This window comes from Colwellia sp. 1_MG-2023 (assembly GCF_030546755.1).
GTDB lineage: Bacteria > Pseudomonadota > Gammaproteobacteria > Enterobacterales > Alteromonadaceae > Thalassotalea_H.
The window spans coordinates 41,083-60,373 of sequence record NZ_JAUOPE010000014.1 but is presented as its reverse complement, the minus strand read 5'-3'; the positions used below and the strand labels follow the sequence as shown (position 1 = coordinate 60,373).

Sequence of the window (19,291 nt, the reverse complement as noted above, 5' to 3'; positions counted from 1 at the left end):
AATAACTCGCTATTTCGTTAGATGGCTATAGGTGCCATCCCACTCATTGTTCAAAGTACTTTGCTTCAATTCTGCAATCCTATTGATATAAATATCATATAATTTGCTTGATAACAGTCGTTGATTTTGTAGCTCGGTAAATATATTTATTGCTGTGTCCCATTCTTGGGCCAAATATGCTTGAATGCCTTCGTGATGTTTTTCGACAGTTAAACACATTTCTTTACTTTGTTGTTCTTTCGCACCGATAGGTTCATAAATAGTCGTCGGTTTTTGTTTACCTTTTACTCTGATTGTATCAACCTGTCGGCACAGCATACCTTGCTTAACTACAGCCTGATAGGTTTGCTCAGAAATTAAAATGCTAACCCCATAAAATTTGGTTAATGACTCTATTCGAGAACCTAAATTAACCTCATCACCTAATACAGTATAGGCTTTTCTGTAAGTAGAACCCATATCGCCTACTATCATGTCACCAGTACTAACGCCAACGCCAATATTTATGGCTGGCCAACCACGTGTTTTAAACTTCTTAGACATGGCTTGTGTAGTAGCTATCATCGCCAGTGCGGTATCCACAGCATGTACTTCATGTTGTTCATCATCAAGCGGAGCATTCCAAAAAGCCATCACCATATCGCCAACATATTTATCAATAGTACCTTGTTTTTCAAAAATAATTCGGGTGTTTTCAGAAAGGTATTCGTTAATAAATTCACTGAGCTCATCAGGACTAAAATTTTCTGATAATTGAGTAAAGTCTCGAATATCAGCAAATAAAACTGACATAACACGACGCTCTGGCGTTAATGAAATGCCCTTTCCGGTTGCTAATAACTTATCAATATAGGCAGGTGGAACATATTGATCAAACACCCCTTTAATATGTTTACGACGATAGTTTTCAAGAAAAAAACCAACGCTACCAAAATATAAAGTTAACCAAATAATAATAAGCAGTATTTGAGATTGCGGTAAACTAACTTTAAAAAAGAACCATAATGACCAATTCAATGCCAAATGCGTAAATAACGCGGCAAAGCAAATATAAAAAATGCGCATTGGCCCTTGGTTATTCATTAAAAATGATAATACTAAGCCAGTGATAAACAACAATATAAATTGGATAGCTAAAGTGGTATCTGGCTCAACGGGAATAATTTCAGGGTGCATTAACCCTTCAAAAACATTGGCATGCACTTCAACTCCAGGATACTGGATACCAACCGAAGTTGCTCTAAGATCAGCCAGACCTATCGCCGATGTACCGATAAACGCTACCGCGCCTTCAAGTTTTTCAGTTGGTACACGATTTTCAATAACGTCAGTAGCTGAAATATAAGTAAAACTCTTTTGAGCCCCTTTAAAGGGGATCAGTATTTGGCCTTTTTCATTGGTTGGGATTTTATGCTCACCGAAACTCAACGATTGCAGCCAATAATGATTATTGTTCAACTCACTTTCAGTGTTGATTTGATCACTTAAGGTATACACCCTAGCCGCCTCTAGTGCGAGTGATGGATATAATTTACCTTGGTATTGAATCACTAAGGAAGCTTTACGAATAAAGCCATCACTTTCGGGCACAGAATTAATAAAGCCTGAGCCAGAAGCATTTTTGTTTAGTACATCAATATTTTTTAACACTTTATTAAATTGAGCAATATCACTGACTGCATTTTTCGGAAACTCCCAAACAATGTTACTCGATAAGTTTTCAGTTTGTTCAATATCCTGCGAGTCTGTTATATCCGGTGAGTTTGTTGTTTTTTCATCATCAAACATCATACCAAGCACAACTTCTGCATTAGTTATTGCGTTTGAAAGCTTTAAATCGGCATCGACACTGGGTTTTAAAGAAGTGATTTTTTCAACAAAGGGAGAATTTAAATCGTGATTATTCGCAATAATAAGATCAACAGGATTATCTTCTGGTTCAGGAAAAACAATATCGAACGCAACAACCACTACGCCACTAGCCATTAAATTATCAACTAACTGACTAATTTTACTGCGGCTCCATGGATAGCGACCCTGCTCAGCTAAACTCTTTTCATCGATATCAATAATAATGACATTTTCATCAAACTTGCGCGGTGTCTCAGGCAAAGTAGCCAGTAGTCTAATATCGTATAAAATACCTTCAATTCGTTGAAAAAACTCTTGCACATCTTTTACAGCAATAAAGCCTAAACTGATCACGATGAGAGTAATAATTAGTCCGTTTAGAAAATGCTTATATCCCTTATTGGCAATCATAAAATATTGGATAACTCAACTTGAGTGCCTTCACGAGCAAATTCTATCACTAATTGATCTTGATATTGTGCTCGAAGTGTTGCTTCAAGTGTGATTAACTCTTGATCACTTCTCTCTGGATCATGACTGATAAAGTAAAGACGTTTTACTTTTGCTTGCAGCGCCAATTCAATGACTTGTTCAACCGTACTATGTCCCCACCCTTGTTTTAATGGCATATCTGTTTCAAGGTATTGCGCATCGTGAATAAGTACATCCGCTTGCTCGATAAATTCTAGCCACGCTTGCCAGCTTGTAATCGCCGGTTTAATGGGCGAAAGTTCATTATCGGTAACATAGGCCACTTTCTGATTATCAGCATATAAACAATAAGCAGTTCCGCCATCAGGGTGAGATAACGGCTGAGTAGTGATTTCAAATGATGCTAGCGAAAATGATTTTTGTTTTGAAAGTTCTGTGTTTAATTGAATATTTGAAGGTAAATCTTGATACTTTACCGGATGAGTAGAGCCAGACATTTGAGTGAGAATAGCATCTTTATCATCAAAATCGACATTACCTGCAACAATAGATATAGCACGATCTTTTTGATAAATAGGTAAAAAGTATGGAAAACCTTGAATATGATCCCAATGATTATGAGTTAACAAAATATTGATATCATCAGAGGTTTTCATTAACTTTTTACCTAAAGCCACTATACCAGTACCAGAATCTAAAATGAGTGAGTCACCTTTTTCTGAGCAAACATAAACGCAAGACGTATGTCCTCCTAAAATGATAAAGTCTTCACCTGATACAGGTGTAGATCCTCTAACGCCATAAAAAGTAATATTCATACCATTCCTTCGACTAGATACCTATATCGTTGCTCAATTACGTTATCCAAAAATATTACAAGGATACAACAACAAAAGTTACTGTTGCCGTTGATGTACCAGCACTTGGGTTATTACTATCATAAACCTCATAAACAAAACTATCTGTGCCTAAAAACCCGAAATTAGGCTTGTATTCAAAGTAACCACTTTTATCAAGTTTGGTAAGTTCGCCATATTTTACATTGGTTACTGGCGTTTCATTGACAACCAAATAACCATTTTCAGGAACAAAATCATTTTCTAATACATTACCTGAAGAACTGCCAGTACCTAAAAGGCTCACGACGGTATAGCTATCATCAATAGCCACAGGAGGTTCAATGCTGTTTAGTACACTGATTGACACTGTTGCTTGTGAAGTTGCGCCTTCAGGATCTTGAATTTGATACGTGAAGCGATCTGTACCGTCAAAGTTCAACTTCGGAGTATAAACAAATGTACCGTCAGTACTTAAGTCTAAGCTACCACTTGAAACATCGGTTATAGGCGTAGTTATAACGGTTAATATATCTCCATCTTCATCTTTGTCATTTTCTAAAACTGACTCGCCTTTAAGGATCTTATTCTCATCAATCACGAAACTATCATTACTGGCGATGGGGGCAATATTAGTGGAAATAATAGTGATATTAACGTTTGCTTTTGCCATGCCACCTTGACCATCATTAACTTCATAAACAAAGCTATCTTTACCGTTAACGGTAGGCGTTGGTTTATAGGTTATCTCACCATTATTGTTTAAAATTAAACTGCCATTTTCAACGTCTGAAATTGGTGTGGTAGTAAGAGATAAGGTGTCATTATCAATATCTGTATCGTTTAGTAAGACATTAAAATTTTCTAACTTATCATTTTCATTGACTTGGATGTTGTCATCAACAGCAACGGGCAAGTCATTAATCGCATTAATTTTCAGGCTAACACTCGCTTGATCAAAGCCCCCTTGTCCATCACTAATACTATAAGTAAAACTATCTTCACCATTAAAGTTACTTTCAGGAATATAGGTAAAAGTACCATCAGAAAATAATGACAAATATCCATGACTCACTTCACTTACGGGTGTTGTTTGTAACGTTAAGGTATCATTATCTTCATCAGTATCATTTGCTAACACTGATAAGCCATCCAATTGGGAATCTTCGTTTAAATTAAAACTATCATTCACGGCGATAGGATCATGGTTTATGACAATCGTCGTATTTACCGTAACTAAGACATTTGCTGTTGCGGTTAACCCTTCAGGATCAGCAATGGTGTAAGTAATGTTCGCAACACCTGAGTAATCATCTTGAGGTTGAAACACTAACTTTTTATCGACGATAGAAACACTACCGATATCAACAGAAGCGCTTTCAATAGTCAATTGACCATTTTCTAAATCCAAATCATTGGCTAATACATCAATAGTGACTGATGTCCCTTGTTCTGTAGAAGCAAAATCATCCACCGCGATAGGCGCGTCATTTTTAGCACTAACTGTTAAGGTCACTTGAGCCTGACTCGTTAACTGACTTTCGTTAATAATTTGATAGGTAAAAGTATCCACCCCGTGAAAGTTAGCTATTGGGGTATATTCAAAACTACCATCTTGGTGAAGTATCACCGCCCCGTTACTCGGCAAATGAATTGCGATGGGCTCAACGGTAATTACGCCACCATCTGGATCCGAGTCATTGGCTAATAAACCTTGTTCTGCGCTGATATTTAAAGCGCTGTCTTCCTCAAGTTGGTAAACATCTTCACTGGCAATCGGCGCATCAGGTTGCGATAAAATATTAATAGTTACCGTTGCTTGCGCTGTTTTAGTTGTGGCGCTGGTTATTTGATAATGAAACTGATCTATTCCCACATAATTATTATCAGGAATATAAGTAAAAGTGCCATCTAACGATAAGTTTAATTGTCCATGTTGTGGCTCTGAAATTAGTACTTCGTCTAATTCAAACTCGAAACCATTTGGCTCTGTATCATTGCCTAATATGCCATTCGCTGTGGTATCAACAACCAGTGTAATATCTTCATTGGTTTGGTAACTATCATTCTGTGCCACTGGCGATGCAAATTCAGCAGATGATAAAATAGTGACTGTTGCGGTATGTGTACCTTCTTGTCCATCAGATACTTGATAAACAAAACTATCATTAAGATCAAAGTCGCTATGAGCGACGTAAGTAAAACTACCATCAACATTAAGATTAAGACCACCAAACTCTGGCTCTGTGATCAGCACACTTTCAACGGCTAAATTGTCACCATCAATATCACTATCGTTACTTAAAACACCTGGGCTACTTACAGAAATATTATTATTTGCTGATAAGGTATAAACATCATTAACGGCAACAGGAAGATCATTAACGGGATTAATCGTTAACGTAACTAAGGCCTCACTTTCTAGGCCTTGATCATCAATAATCATATAACGAAACGAATCATTACCAAAAAAATTGTCTCTAGGGGTATAAGTAAACACTCCTGAGTCTGCTAATTGCAATGAACCATTACTTGGTTGCGTTGAAATTTCGGCTGTTAGTTCACTTCCTTCAGGATCTTCATCGTTAATTAACAAATTTTCTGAAAAATCTTGATCTTCATTTAATTGATATACGTCTGCCCTTGCAATTGGGGGTAAGTTCACTTCAACCACATTGCTAGGAATGACTAAAGGTGACGTCATGCCACTTTCACCACCACTATTAATCGCAGTAATGATCACATAATATGGCTTAGTATCGTCTTGATCAGTAATTTGAATATTAGTCGCCGTTTGTGACAAAAACTGTACACCATTAGCTAAATCAAGCACATTTTCTCGATTAAGGTCTGCGTCAGTCGCTACATAAATATTATAACGTTGAGCGGAATTAGCTTGTCCCCAAGTTAATGAAATATTTCCATTTTCTCTAACAGCACTTAACGATGGAATAATAATAGGTTGCCAATTAACGCTCAGTGTATCGGCTAACGTTTCATTGTTTTGACTATCCTTGACTATTAATTCAACTCGCAACTCTCCCGATTGTTCACCGGAAAGTTGAGGATTTAAGCCTGTTACAGTAATTTCTGAGTTTTCAATACAAGTATCAGTACATAAAGTAAATGAACGATTGATTTTAGGTAAATACAAAGAAAGTTGCGTGATGCCGTCTGGATCTTGAGCGGTGACCCCTAATGTTAAGTTTCCGATAACAGACGCCGAGCCCGAAGCACTTCTAATGCTACCTTGAGCATTTGCAAAGCTAGTTTTTACGACTGCACTTTTAGTTAACGCTCGTCCTTCTACTTGTTGTTTTATCGGTTTGTCCTGTCCTGACATACCAGCTAATGACACGGTATTTAGTGATTCGTCAGGTGCTACTGTTACCGGTGTTTCAGGTTGAATGTTATTTTCTTGCGCGGTTTCAGACGAGCCACCACAGCCTACTAAACAAACTAAAGATGTAAGGGTAATGATACTTAATGTACGCATAAAGCTACCTCTTTTTCAGCTCCAATCAAACGATAAAATCGTAATTGAATATTCATATTTATGGTTTTATCTTAAACGTGCCATCAGCGTTGACACTAGCATCATCAATTTCAGATAAATTGAAATTCCCTAATACTTCTTCAAGTCCATTTGAAAAGGCAGCGGAAATACTACCATGCGCTTTGTTATTGCCATGTGAAGCATAATTAATCCCTAACGAAAGTTGGTCAATATTAATCAAACCAGAAAACGTCGCTAACCATTCACCTTGAGCATCATTAAAACTTAACGTCCCACCAGGTACTGAGGCATTATCAAAATCAATCGTCATATTCATTTGAAAGCCACTGGTATCGCCAACAGATGAATTTATCGAGCTTTCAATAACTTGATCAAAAGTCACCGAGCCACTGCGTTGACTAATTAAATCAGCAATAGACTCATCACTAATCGCTTGTAATGTTTCCTCTTGATACACTGAAGCATCAAAATCAATATTGGCAACCTCTTCTGTTTCAACGAGCGAAGCTTGTTCTTCGCTTTGTGCTGAATTTTCACTAATCGCTTCTACTTCATCGCTAACAAAACCTTTTGATAAAACGACTGGCGCTTGAGTTAGTGTCGTTACTTGGCCGGATAAATCAACAGATGCGAAAGCAAAATCTTCCGTTTCACCAAGCGATAAAACTTGATCACTCCCGGTTAAATTCACGTCAATATTACCGCTATAAACACCAAAAAATACTTTTTCATCAACCACTTCAACCACAAAATGTGTACCGCGAATACCAATACTTCCAACCGGAGTTTTTACTTGATAGTCACCACCTTTTGCTTTAATTAAACCACTGATCGAGCGCAAACCACCGTTAACTAACTCGAGTGTTGCTGAACCTTGTTCCGTTTTATCATCGTAATGGTAACTGCTGATCAACACTTTTGTGTTCTCTTTCAAGGTAAGTAAACCGCCATCTGTCATATTAAACTGAGCTTTACTTAATTTACCTGTGGTAATTTCATCAACATCAAAGATTTCTGAACGACGTTTAAGGGCGCGAGCATCGGTGCCATTTTCGATCGCGAGTACTTCTCCTTTAGCAAGAATAGTTTTGCCTGCAACACTTGCGTAACTAGGTGATACTGCACTGAAAATCAGCGCGATTAACAGCATAGATGTTATTTTTTCTGCCATAGCCACCTTGGGCTGGATTACCTTGGTTTGATTCATATTACTTTTAAACATATTCACTCCCCTAGAAACTCATCGTTGCTGACAAATTTATGTCTGAACGTCGATAAGAAAACAAATCTAAGTTACTGTTTTTATCCTGCACATTGACAGATAACCGATACGAAAAAGTTTTTGACATTTGATATTGTAAAAAAGATGACGCTAACCATACATCATCTTCTCGTTGTGCTAAGTAATAAGGATGTTGACCTCGATATTCTTGTCTTTGATAACTCACATTCATTGACGCTAGCCATTGCGAATTTAATAACCATAAACTGCTTAATGAAATCATATCAATAGTTCGACTATTACTATCAACCTTACCGTCTTCTTCAAGCCTCTCTATACTCACTGAATAACGAGAATTGCTATGATAATAATGACTTGTAAGACCAACCGAATAATCGTCGGTATCTAATAACTCTTGCTGCTGATTACTGGTTTTTCTCAGCATTAATCGACCACCCAGCATCCAACTATCAGATAATTTCGCTTGCACACCAGTTAATACCGAAGATTGAAGACGATAATATTCACCATCAAACCAAAGTGGCGTAATCTGACCTCCAATATTAAAATCAAAAGCATCAAATGATTGAATATATTGCACGCCAACTTGAGCGGTTAACCGATTATAATCAGTTTCATTGGCAAATTGTTGCGCATTAATTTGTGTATTAATATTAATCTTTGAAGTTTGAGTTAAGGCGGTTGTACTTTGTAATTGATAATTTAACTTTAGATATTCATCACTTAATTCGCGGCTATTTTCATCTAAATTTACATAATCATTTAAAAACGGAAGAAAAATTCTTTCTTCACTTGTCCCTGCATTAATATTGCCATCGTAACCAATATTGGCCGATAATTGATGTTTGATACGACTGGCTTGCTGAGTTAATTTATTTTCGGTGCTCGTACATAAATCACGCGTTAGTTTTTGTAAATTAGTGGGAATATTTGGGCGTGATAATATGCTCTTACATTGTTCTAATGCGGCTTGATAATTTGAAGATTGATAATACGCTTTAGTCAAATAGAGTTTTGCATCTAGCCAGTTTGGCTTATTGGCTACCACACGTTCAAAAGCAAAAACACTGACATCTACTTGATTACTTTCTAAAGCAGCAATACCTAAAAAAAAGTCAAATTCAGGATCGCCTAAATAATCATCTTGATAAGTTTTAGCGAGTGACAGAACATTTGCATAATTTTTCTTATCTACTTCTGTTTTTAACTTATTGAGTAAATCTTTCTCATTGTAATTATTCGCCTGAATAACAAGTGAAAAAGGGATAAGAGCGGTGGTTACTAAACCATATATATTCATTCGAAACCCTGTCTAATTTTTAATTTTAAACGACTTAAATTAAAACTATGTAACTAGTCAACCATGAAAACTTTCATTATAACATACAGCCTCTAAACAAGAATATTGAAAAACATTAAAGATTTTCCGTCAGTTATTCACTGACAAGACAGTACAATAGAAGCTAATTTAATATAAATTTAGATAAAAAACTAATTTATTACTTGATAAAAACTTTACCGCCGATGATTTTATATGCGCCAACCCCACGAATCATTACCTCTCTGGCAAATAATTGTTGGCAATGAGGACAATGGCAAACTCTGTCAGTATAATCAGTGACAATACGTTCTTTGAAACATTTCACTAAGGTTCCCTTTCCGCCTTTTCGATATTTATACAGTAAGGTTTTACATTCCCGACAGAAAACATCGACGGTGCGAGTTGGGCCTTTTTTATTCGGTTTAGCCATGTTAATTAATGCATAAAAACACACCTAAACAATAAATTGTTTAGGTGTGATAAATGAAGAAAAGGAAAAATTAAAAGAATATTAATAGCCGATTGCTTGTCCGTCTTTACGAGACTCTGATGCCCCATAATACACTTTTTCTTTTTCATCCCACATTATAGCTTGATATCCACCATAACCGCCGCGGTCAAAACCAATTTTATGGCCTTTATCCATTAAAGCACGAATGGTTTGATAAGGGATATCTGACTCGATCATTAATTCACCACGACTAGTCAATTGATCGCCGTTAAGCTGGGTAGGCTCAGTCGAACCATAATGTTGCCAGCGAGTTGCATCTCCAGCTTCTTGTAAGTTCATGCCAAAATCAACAATATTAGTGATAATTTGCACATGTCCTTGAGGCTGCATTGCCCCTCCCATTAAACCAAAACTAATAAAGGGTTTGTCGTCTTTCATCACGAACGCAGGGATAATTGTATGAAACGGGCGTTTATTCGGGGCATAAACATTGGCATGATTTTCATCTAGCGAAAATAACTGCCCTCTGTCTTGAAAAACAAAACCTAAGCCTGGCACCACAACACCAGATCCCATTCCGCGATAATTACTTTGGATCAAAGAAACCATATTGCCTTCACTATCAGCTGTGGTTAAATAGATAGTGTCTCCTTGATACATAGCAGGGTTGCCAGCATCAACGCGCTTAGCCGCTTTGCTACTAATGAGTTTATTACGTTCAATAGCGTATTCTTTGTTAATTAAGCCTTTAAGCGGAATATCAACAAAATCAGGATCGGCATAAAATTTAGCTCTATCTTCAAAGACGAGCTTTTTAGCTTCGGTCATCACATGTAAAGTTTCAGGCGTTAAAAAACCCATAGCAGGTAAATCATAAAGCTCTAAAATATTTAACATTTGTAGCGCAGCAATACCTTGACCATTCGGGGGTAATTCAAAAACATCATATCCACGATAATTCGTTGAAACAGGTTCTACCCAAGTTGAGGTGTGTGAAGCAAAATCATCAAAACGTAAATAGCCACCATTGGCTTTCATAAAGGTATCAATACTTTTAGCAATATCACCTTGATAAAAGGCATCTCTGCCCTGCTCGGCAATCATTGACAACGTATTAGCAAGTTCAGGGTTTTTAAATATTTGCCCTTTTCTAGGCGCTTCACCATCTATGGTGAATGTTTTGCTAAAACTACCAACTTGGGGAGATAAACGAGGCACACTTAAACGCCAATAATGTGCGATTAACTCTGACACAGGAAAACCGTTATTCGCATAATCAATCGCTGGCTTTAAGATATCCTTCATTGGCATTTGACCAAATTTATTATGCAGTTCAAACCAGCCATCAACGGTGCCAGGCACTGAAATAGGCAATACGCCGTAAGGAGGAATAGTATCTCTATCAAGCGCGTTAATTTCTGACTTTAACTGTTTTAAACTTAATAACTTAGGAGAGCGACCACTAGCATTTAGACCATAAAGTTTTTGAGATTTTGCATGCCAAACAATTGCATATAAGTCACCACCAATACCGTTACCGGTAGGCTCCATTAAGCCTAACGCGGCGTTCGCAGCAATTGCAGCATCAATAGCATTACCACCTTTCTTTAACACATCGATACCAATTTGACTCGCCAAGGGCTGACTCGTCGCCACCATACCATGTTGAGCAATCACCTCAGAACGAGTTGCAAACGTTTTTCCGGTGACTCTATCAGCATTCGCCATAACATTTGCTATCGGGAGCAAGCTACAAATTGAGAGGGAGAAAAGTACCCGTGTTATTGTTTTATTTATTGTGCGTTTTCTCATTAGTTAGTTCACCTGTTTGTTTAAATTCAAGCTATAAACTTAAAGGGTTAAGTTAAGGTATAAGTTAAGTATGCAGTAAATTTTTACCCTATCAATTTACCTTATAAATCTCTCGATATTATGTAAAGCGGCTTCATCTTATAAATAGTGGCTTTCATCGGATAATAGCTTGATGAACCGTAAGAAAAATTATAGCGTAAGCAATATTAGTCAGATAAAAATCAATGCTAGGAAGACAAAATGACAATAAGTAAAAGAAAGTTTCTCAAGCTAAGCACAGCGGCAATTTCCACCCTATCAATAGGAAACGTAGTAACCGCTTCCCCTTTCAGCACAACCAGTCAAGCTAGTAGTGAAAATTCAAATAAAACGCTATCCAATATTACGGGCTCTGTTTCCCCTATTACTGTTAAAGAGCGTTTAACGCGTATCAAAAAAGCACAACAGTTAATGAAAGAGCATAATATCTCCGCAATGGTTATAGAGCCTGGGGCAACGATGGACTATTTTGCCGGTATTCAGTGGTGGCGAAGCGAACGTCTTACCGCCTTAGTGATCCCACAAGTAGGTGATATCGCCGTTGTTTGCCCATTTTTTGAAGAACCTAGTATTCGTGAAACTTTAGCCGTTGGTGACGACGTACGAGTATGGCAAGAACACGAAAGTCCATTTGAACGCGTCAAACAAATTCTTACCGATAGAAAGATAAAAACGGGTAATGTCGCTTTTGAGCATTCAGTGAGATATTTTGTTTTACAAGGTGTTATGTCGTTATTACCCGCCATGAAAGATGTGAGTGCAGATGCGATTACTCGTGGTTGTCGAATGATCAAAAGTGATCATGAACTGCAATTAATGCACAAAGCGAATGAAATCACGCTTGCCGCTTATGCTCACGTTTGGAAGCATCTTGAACTAGGCATGACCCAAGCGGATGTTAAAGCGTTAATGCAAACTGCACAAGCAAGCTTGGGCGGCAGTGGAATTTGGAATATGGCATTATTTAACCAAGCCAGCGCTTACCCTCATGGTACTAAACAAAAACAAACATTAACCGAAGGTTCGGTTGTCCTCATGGATTGTGGCTGTAGTGTTCATGGTTATCAATCAGATATCAGTAGAACCTTTGTTTTTGGTGAGGCAAACGCAGAACAAAAGAAAATATGGCAAACGGTAAGAAAAGGACAAAGCATTGCATTTGAAACAGCCCAACTTGGCACATCTGCAGGTTTAGTTGATGATGCTGTTCGACAATATTATGAATCTTTAGGTTTAGGGCCTGATTATAAATTACCCGGTTTATCACATAGAACAGGTCATGGCATAGGCATGAAAGGCCATGAAGGGATCAACTTTGTTCACGGCGAACAAACTAAATTAGCAAAAGGCATGTGTTTTTCTAATGAACCAGGCATTTATCTACCTGAGAAGTTTGGCGTGAGACTTGAAGATTGTTTGTATATGACAGCAAAAGGCCCGCAATGGTTTACCATTCCACCAGATTCTCTTGATGCGCCAATTGGTAAGCTTGCTCAACTACAAACACTCTGATAAAAGTAATTTAAGCACATGACATATATTTAATTATGTCATGTGTTTTTTCTCAGCAAAACAATTAATAACAACAGATATACAGCTAAGCCTCAACAAGTTATCGTACATACCTCTATCTGTACTAGCTCAGACTTGTTCTCCTTGATTACTGGCTTAATCAGTAAATATATAGTGCAGCACATAATTAGCCATATAAGTTTTTCTTAAACTTTCGCTCACTAAACGAAGTAAGTTGGCCTGTAGCAAAACAACTCAGTTCTCCCTTATATGCTTTACATGAAACATCTACCCTAGCGTCATCATGAAAGGCGTTGATAAAAGCGTCCTCAACATAAACTAAAATTTCTTTATTTAATTTTCGCTTAAATTTGAAACTACAGTTGTAACCTACTTTTTTGCTACAAACTAAAGACGAGCGATAGCTTCTTGGAAAATAGAATCGTTTACTCTTTTTAGGGAAAAATGCTTGATCATAAGATACCTCAATGGTTTCAATTGCAGCATTTTCGTATAGATTGTGCTTTCTCGAATTAGGGAACACATGTTTAGTCTCACATTTTAAATTCAACTCCGTAATTTTCTCTAAAAAAATAAGCGCTGCTTGACTACTAATTATTCTTTGGGCTAACGTTATACTCTCACCTACATCATCTGACCAAGAAAAATAAAAACCACTATTTTCATCAGTAATTTCACTATCTGTACTGTTATCGAGGTATTCAAGAATGGTTGCCATTGAAGCTGAAGCAACAACTATACCTTGCTTGTCTAATAACAGAAAATCCATTTGTAATAAGCTTTGGTTTGATAAATCCGCAATACCTAACCCAAAATATTTACTAAATAAGCCCCCAGTTCGGCCTTTACCGGCAATCCCTTTATCAAACCCTGAAGTCTGACCTATTACAATGTTATCCCAATTGCTTTTCTGTGCTGCTTGCGTTGTGTAAGTTAAGTGATTCGGCAAGAAAAAGCCCATATTGACAACCTGTACTTTACTTTCTTGAGTTATCTCAAATAATGCTGATGTAAATATACCTGTTAATCCATTTGGAACATTGTCGTTGTTAGAACTATTTTGTAATAGCCCAACGGCTATGTTTTTAGTTTGAGTAATGTTTGCACTCTTTAATGCTTCATTAGCACATGCTACTTGTTTATTAATGGAATTAATTAAATACACATGTGATTTAGGAATATAGTTATTAAAGCTCCTTTCATTTGTAAAACCAGAAACAGGACAAAACACTAAGAACAAACACAATAAAACAGCAAACTGACTAACATTCATAAACCACCCCGTTCTTATTCACAAATTACGATGACATCTCTTGCGACCATATTTATTTGAGTGTTAACAGCAATACCATTATTTTCTTGGCTACCAACATTCACATTGCAAGTTCCATCCTTAGATCTCTTCCCAATTAGTTCCTTATTTTTTCGAATACCTTTAGATTTAACGCTCATTTTTGCCTTGATTCTTGCTAACTTAGCGTCAATTTTAGATTTTTGTTTGATTACCTCCTTTGCCTCTATGGCTACTGAAGCTGAAGTGAGTACGAGTGCAAGTGAAAAAATAATCAAATGTTTCATGTCAAGCTCCAAAATTCAAAGGCGCTTGAGGATTCAAGCGCCAATTTATAATTAATCTATGGTAGAAATATGTACCTTAGAGCTAATGCCAGTGCCAATATTAGAAACAACTAAATTACCATCTATATTGACTGTAGCCTTTGTATTTCCTTTGATGTTGCTATCCTTAATTGACGCTAAAGTGACATCACTTTTTATGCCTGTTCCAATATTTGAATGGACATAATTGCCATCAATATTTGTATTTAAGGTAGTATTTCCTTTGATTTTACTGTCAGAAATAGTAGATATTGTATTGGTAGACTTTAATCCTGTGCCAATATTGGAAGTAATAAAATTACCATCGATATTTGTTTCAAGTTTAGTATTACCTTTTATCTCTGAGGCAACTGCACCATGAGCAGTCAAAACAGCTAAAAGCACGCCTTGTATAATTTTCATAGTAAATACCTTCTTTTGGTTCACAGCAACATCGCTGTTATCTTCAGTAAAAGGTAACCAGAAAACTATTTCCACCTTTTTTTGACATGTCCTATAAAATAAAGACAATATAGATAAGTACTAGAAAAATTATAAATAACATCAATAAATTTAATTTTTATGGACAGAAATAAAACTTAAGAGAAATACAACAAAGATAAATATAAATCGATTTAATTCAATTACTTAAAGGTGCTTTATGTCTAATACTTTAGGACACGATAACTATGAAGAACTTAGAAGGCGTGTTGATCTTGTGATTTCTTCATTTATCCAAGAATTTTTTCTCAGGAAAGAAAATCAGAACATTCACCCTGTCGAATTGTTAAATAAGATAATGATCTTATGTCAGCATCCGCTCACATTCGCAATTCATAACAAAAAGAAGGGAGAAATAAAAACATATATAGACAGTGACCAACACGGTAAACAATTGAATAAAGAAGCGAGTAAACTGGCTGAGAAATCAGGCACCGCCTTTGCTATTTTCGCTTTACCCAATAGCATTTGCGAATATGAACTTATTGTCTTTCAGATTTATCAATCGAAGAAAACAAAAGAGCTACAGTTCATCCATGTTAGTCCTATTCAAGGCGGTAATCTCAGAGAAAGTACAGAAAGGATCCGAGAGTTAATCAATATATTTTTCACTTACTTCACATTTCACAACACTCAGATCAAAGGAATTTCCGATGAGTTTAGCAGATCTGTCCATGAAGGAATTGAACAGCACTTCAATTCTATAATCAGTGACTATCCCCAATACAACACGGAGACAAATGTCACATTCAGTGAAGGTCAGCTAGCAAAGATAAATCAAAACATTCTAAAGTCAGCATATTCTGAAAAAGTAAGAAATTTTTCTAAAAAAGTTAAAAAGCTCAACGAAAGTAAATCGATATCAAACTTACCAAACATTGTTTTTTACCAAAAACAAATAAAAGGACCTAAGTCAAAGCCTAGAACTATTGGTAACCAAACTCACCAAGCGTTTAAAGGTTATCCTTTCGACACTAGAATCGTTGCAAGTGACGAACAATTTCGAGATTTACGTAGTTATCTAATTCACTTTAGGCAAGGGTTTAAGAACAAAGGAGCCTCATTTTTTCCATTAAATAAAATCAAGAGCTACCCTGATTTAAGCAGCAAAGATACAAAAGAATTTGCGCAAAAATATGACAAATTATTTTTAGATATATTATGCGATAAACACACGGTACACCCTGATACCGGTGAAATATTAAATGGCTTCCCTGATGGTGGAGTTAAAAACTTACTAGACCTTTATCTAAAAGATACAAGTAATAATGCTAGAAGCTTTGCAGATCCGGTTCTTTCGACTGGTTTAATACACATTAGATATCCATTTTCAGACGCTTCTCCTTTTCAAAATTACTCATTAAATGACTCTGACAGATGTTCAATAGGCTTACTTCAGTTAGTTATACAACATTACATTTTTGAAGGTTTATCTCCTGGCACCGATGACCGAGAAAAAACATCCTTAGCTTTAATAACTTTCCCCATTTTTATCTCCGGAAAAGTTCCAATGACTGCGAGTCACATCTTACAAGTGGAAGATGGAAACGAATCAGATCTCGATTCAGGAATTTGGGATCACGCTTTTTATCTAACTCAATTCTTATCTAAAGAAATAAAGTCTAATCTTCGAAAAAACTATTGGCAGGCTTATCTAGATCAAATTAAACACATAATACAAAATGCAATTCTTAGCTTGTTCAACTCAAGGCAGGAAGAGCAAAGTAATGAGCAAATTTTTGAAGTCACTAATCTCATAAATTATGAGCTAGAAGGACTGTGCTACTTGTTTCCATTTTTCAAAGTCATGTTAACTCCAACGGATGACCTAATAAACGCAAATCTAAAATTTGCAAACATAGGCTTTAATATTACCTCTTCTCAAAATTCTATTTTCTTTGATGCTTCAATAGGCGATCCATATTACGCAAACCGAGAAAATGCTGAAAAAGCAGTGACTAAAGCAATAGAAGAACAATTATTAAAATTAAGTACAACAATAAAACAAAGACTATTTTTTAATATTGGCATTGATTCAACGATCAATCCATATGCCTTTATAACTAAGGCATTCATAGACTCTATGGAATTGGGGCTTGCTCAAAAGCTTGCGTTTGAAAAACTAAAAGAAGAATGGTGTTATGAAAATAACCGCACATATTCATATCAACCAGAAGAAGAATTAAGAGAATTTGCACTTAAACTTACTTTTAGCAAGAGATTAAAAGTTCTTGATTATATTAATAAAGCTTGGTGTGGTTTAGAGGCTCTTCCAAAATATAAAAAAACGCCAGAAATAAAAACCCCCCTTGAACACTTGGAAAAGCACTATGGCACTTTTCTTAGCTATTTCAACAATGAAGGACAAGATTATATCTATTGGGATGAACTAGGTAAAATTGATAGTCAATTTCAAGGCGCATTACGAAAACACTTCGAAAGGCTTAACCTTGATAAGCAGATTTACATAAAACCAAAAAGTACGAAGAATAAATATATCGAAATCACACCTTCTGAAAACTGAAATGAGTAATTAAAGTAACGTAATAAAAAAAGCTAACTCTTGAGCATATAAAAAATGCAGAGATGATGGATGATGGATGAACTATCTAGGCGATTGAAGCTATAGACAGCTAATGATGCTTATTGACCAACTGAGTATTAGCAAAATTGCTTATGAAAAGCGTCCTGAATTTATTAAGCAAATAACTAGCTTTCTATTGCAATTTTCAGAACACTTGTACAAATAAGTAAAATAACGCTAGTAACAAACCGCTTGGTTGGTTAGAATGTTTTTATCGAATGATGAGGTTTTCGATATGAGAGATGCAGAACAAACACGTCAAAAAATATTAGAAGTTAGTGCCGATGAAATCCATCACAATGGATTCACCGCTACCAGTCTTTCTATCATCCTAAAACGCTGTAATATTTCTAAAGGCTGTTTATATCACCATTTCGAAAATAAAATGGAATTAGGTTATGCCGTATTTGAAGAAATATACACGCCGATGTTTTTATCGATGTGGGCACCAGCAGTTGAAACAGATGATCCCATTGAAAGCCTGTGCGACTTCTTTGAAAACATGTCGAATGAAATGAGCTGTGACGAAGTCATTTGTGGCTGCCCTCTCAATAACCTTTGCCAAGAAATGTCAGGTATCGATGAAGGTTTCCGTTTAAGAATTCTCAATATGCAACAACAACTCAATCATTTAATTGCCGTTAACCTACAACGTGTTGCAAGCCAATTAAGAGATGAACTCGATTTCAACCAAGTGGCGTATTTCATTGTTTCTTGCTTTCATGGTTCCACAAGCTTGAGTAAAAGTGCAAAAAATAAAGAACTATCGAGTAAAGTTAATGCCGAGCTTTGCCGCTACATCAGGCAATTAAAAAAGTAAAATCAATCAATCTTATTCTCCCATCATCTCATTGATATGCTATTTACGAATAATAAAGTAGCAATTAAATATTAAAAAAACATTTACAGACCGAGTGGTCGGTATGTAGAATACCTCATATTAACTCTTTGCTATTTCGAAGGTCATCCTGTGAAAAAATTTACGGCTCTACTAATTCTATTTTTAGCTTTCAATCTACAAGCAGCTAATCAATTACCATTATCGCCCTATCAAGAAATTAAATCGGTCGGTGACCGGTTATTTGGTCGCATTGCGAGTAGCCAGCAAGAATTAAAAAAGTTTCCAGAATTAATGCGTGAAATTGTTGAACAAGAGTTAATCCCTTCGGTGGATTATAAATATGCCTCGTTTAAAATATTAGGTAAGCACTTAAAAAGTTCAACAAAAGAACAGCGACAGAAGTTTACCCAATCGATGCGCCATTATTTAATAAGAACGTATGCTTCAGCTTTAAATCAATATAATAATCAAAAGGTTATATATGAAAAAGGCAATGTAAAAAGTTCAGATAAAATGGCATCTGTTAATGCAAGAATTGTCGATAACAACAAACCTGATATTCACCTGACTTTTCAAATGCGTAAAAATAAAAAGACAGGTCAATGGAAAGCCTACGATTTAATCGTCGAAGGCATTTCGTTATTAAGCAGTAAACAAGCCGAATTTAAAGGAAGAATCGCCAAATATGGTATTGACCAAGTCACACTAGAATTAGCGTCAATTACTAAGTAGCT

Annotated in this window: 14 protein-coding genes; 4 read left to right on the top strand and 10 right to left on the bottom strand. The window is 36.2% G+C overall.

Annotated elements, in window-relative coordinates:
* Positions 1-9 precede the first annotated feature (9 nt).
* The 7 genes from Q4493_RS14895 to ggt all read right to left on the bottom strand — a co-directional run bounded on the left by Q4493_RS14895 (position 10) and on the right by ggt (position 11,379).
* Entirely contained in the window at positions 10-2,262 is a 2,253-nt protein-coding gene (locus tag Q4493_RS14895) for a CHASE2 domain-containing protein (protein ID WP_303454251.1), read from the bottom strand.
* Complete coding sequence (locus Q4493_RS14890) at positions 2,259-3,101, bottom strand: MBL fold metallo-hydrolase (RefSeq protein ID WP_303454248.1); 843 nt, start codon at positions 3,099-3,101, stop codon at positions 2,259-2,261. The genes Q4493_RS14895 and Q4493_RS14890 overlap by 4 nt, the downstream gene beginning before the upstream one ends.
* A 55-nt stretch (positions 3,102-3,156) precedes the next feature.
* Positions 3,157-6,615: an Ig-like domain-containing protein gene (locus Q4493_RS14885; protein WP_303454245.1), complete on the bottom strand. Its 3,459-nt coding sequence runs from the start codon at positions 6,613-6,615 to the stop codon at positions 3,157-3,159.
* Positions 6,616-6,673: 58 nt separating this feature from the next.
* The gene (locus Q4493_RS14880; protein ID WP_303454242.1) at positions 6,674-7,858 is read right to left on the bottom strand and encodes a FecR family protein; all 1,185 of its coding nucleotides are present in this window, start codon (positions 7,856-7,858) and stop codon (positions 6,674-6,676) included.
* Between the two features lie 10 nt (positions 7,859-7,868).
* The gene (locus Q4493_RS14875; protein ID WP_303454239.1) at positions 7,869-9,179 is read right to left on the bottom strand and encodes a lipopolysaccharide assembly protein LapB; all 1,311 of its coding nucleotides are present in this window, start codon (positions 9,177-9,179) and stop codon (positions 7,869-7,871) included.
* A 199-nt stretch (positions 9,180-9,378) separates the two neighbouring features.
* The gene (locus Q4493_RS14870) at positions 9,379-9,630 is read right to left on the bottom strand and encodes a hypothetical protein (RefSeq protein ID WP_303454234.1); all 252 of its coding nucleotides are present in this window, start codon (positions 9,628-9,630) and stop codon (positions 9,379-9,381) included.
* 81 nt (positions 9,631-9,711) lie between these two features.
* Positions 9,712-11,379: a gamma-glutamyltransferase gene (gene ggt / locus Q4493_RS14865; protein WP_303454377.1), complete on the bottom strand. Its 1,668-nt coding sequence runs from the start codon at positions 11,377-11,379 to the stop codon at positions 9,712-9,714.
* Between the two features lie 324 nt (positions 11,380-11,703).
* On the opposite strand from ggt, the gene Q4493_RS14860 reads away from it, so the two are divergent.
* Positions 11,704-13,014: a Xaa-Pro peptidase family protein gene (locus Q4493_RS14860; protein WP_303454231.1), complete on the top strand. Its 1,311-nt coding sequence runs from the start codon at positions 11,704-11,706 to the stop codon at positions 13,012-13,014.
* 187 nt (positions 13,015-13,201) lie between these two features.
* Here Q4493_RS14860 and Q4493_RS14855 read toward each other — a convergent pair whose 3' ends face one another.
* From Q4493_RS14855 to Q4493_RS14845, 3 genes are read right to left on the bottom strand one after another with little or no spacing between them, the layout of a single operon-like run.
* Entirely contained in the window at positions 13,202-14,308 is a 1,107-nt protein-coding gene (locus Q4493_RS14855) for a hypothetical protein (protein WP_303454229.1), read from the bottom strand.
* A gap of 14 nt (positions 14,309-14,322) precedes the next feature.
* Positions 14,323-14,613 (bottom strand): hypothetical protein, encoded by a 291-nt coding sequence (locus Q4493_RS14850; protein WP_303454227.1) that lies wholly within the window; start codon positions 14,611-14,613, stop codon positions 14,323-14,325.
* Positions 14,614-14,664: 51 nt separating this feature from the next.
* Entirely contained in the window at positions 14,665-15,054 is a 390-nt protein-coding gene (locus tag Q4493_RS14845; RefSeq protein WP_303454224.1) for a hypothetical protein, read from the bottom strand.
* 238 nt (positions 15,055-15,292) lie between these two features.
* Here Q4493_RS14845 and Q4493_RS14840 point away from each other — a divergent pair, with 238 nt between their 5' ends.
* From Q4493_RS14840 to Q4493_RS14830, 3 genes are all read left to right on the top strand, one after another.
* A complete protein-coding gene (locus Q4493_RS14840; RefSeq protein WP_303454221.1) occupies positions 15,293-17,656 on the top strand; it encodes a hypothetical protein in 2,364 nt (787 codons plus the stop codon).
* Between the two features lie 295 nt (positions 17,657-17,951).
* The gene (locus Q4493_RS14835; RefSeq protein WP_303454218.1) at positions 17,952-18,536 is read left to right on the top strand and encodes a TetR/AcrR family transcriptional regulator; all 585 of its coding nucleotides are present in this window, start codon (positions 17,952-17,954) and stop codon (positions 18,534-18,536) included.
* Between the two features lie 150 nt (positions 18,537-18,686).
* On the top strand, positions 18,687-19,289 hold the full coding sequence (locus Q4493_RS14830; protein WP_303454216.1) for a phospholipid-binding protein MlaC: 603 nt from the start codon (positions 18,687-18,689) through the stop codon (positions 19,287-19,289).
* The last annotated feature ends 2 nt before the right edge of the window (positions 19,290-19,291 follow it).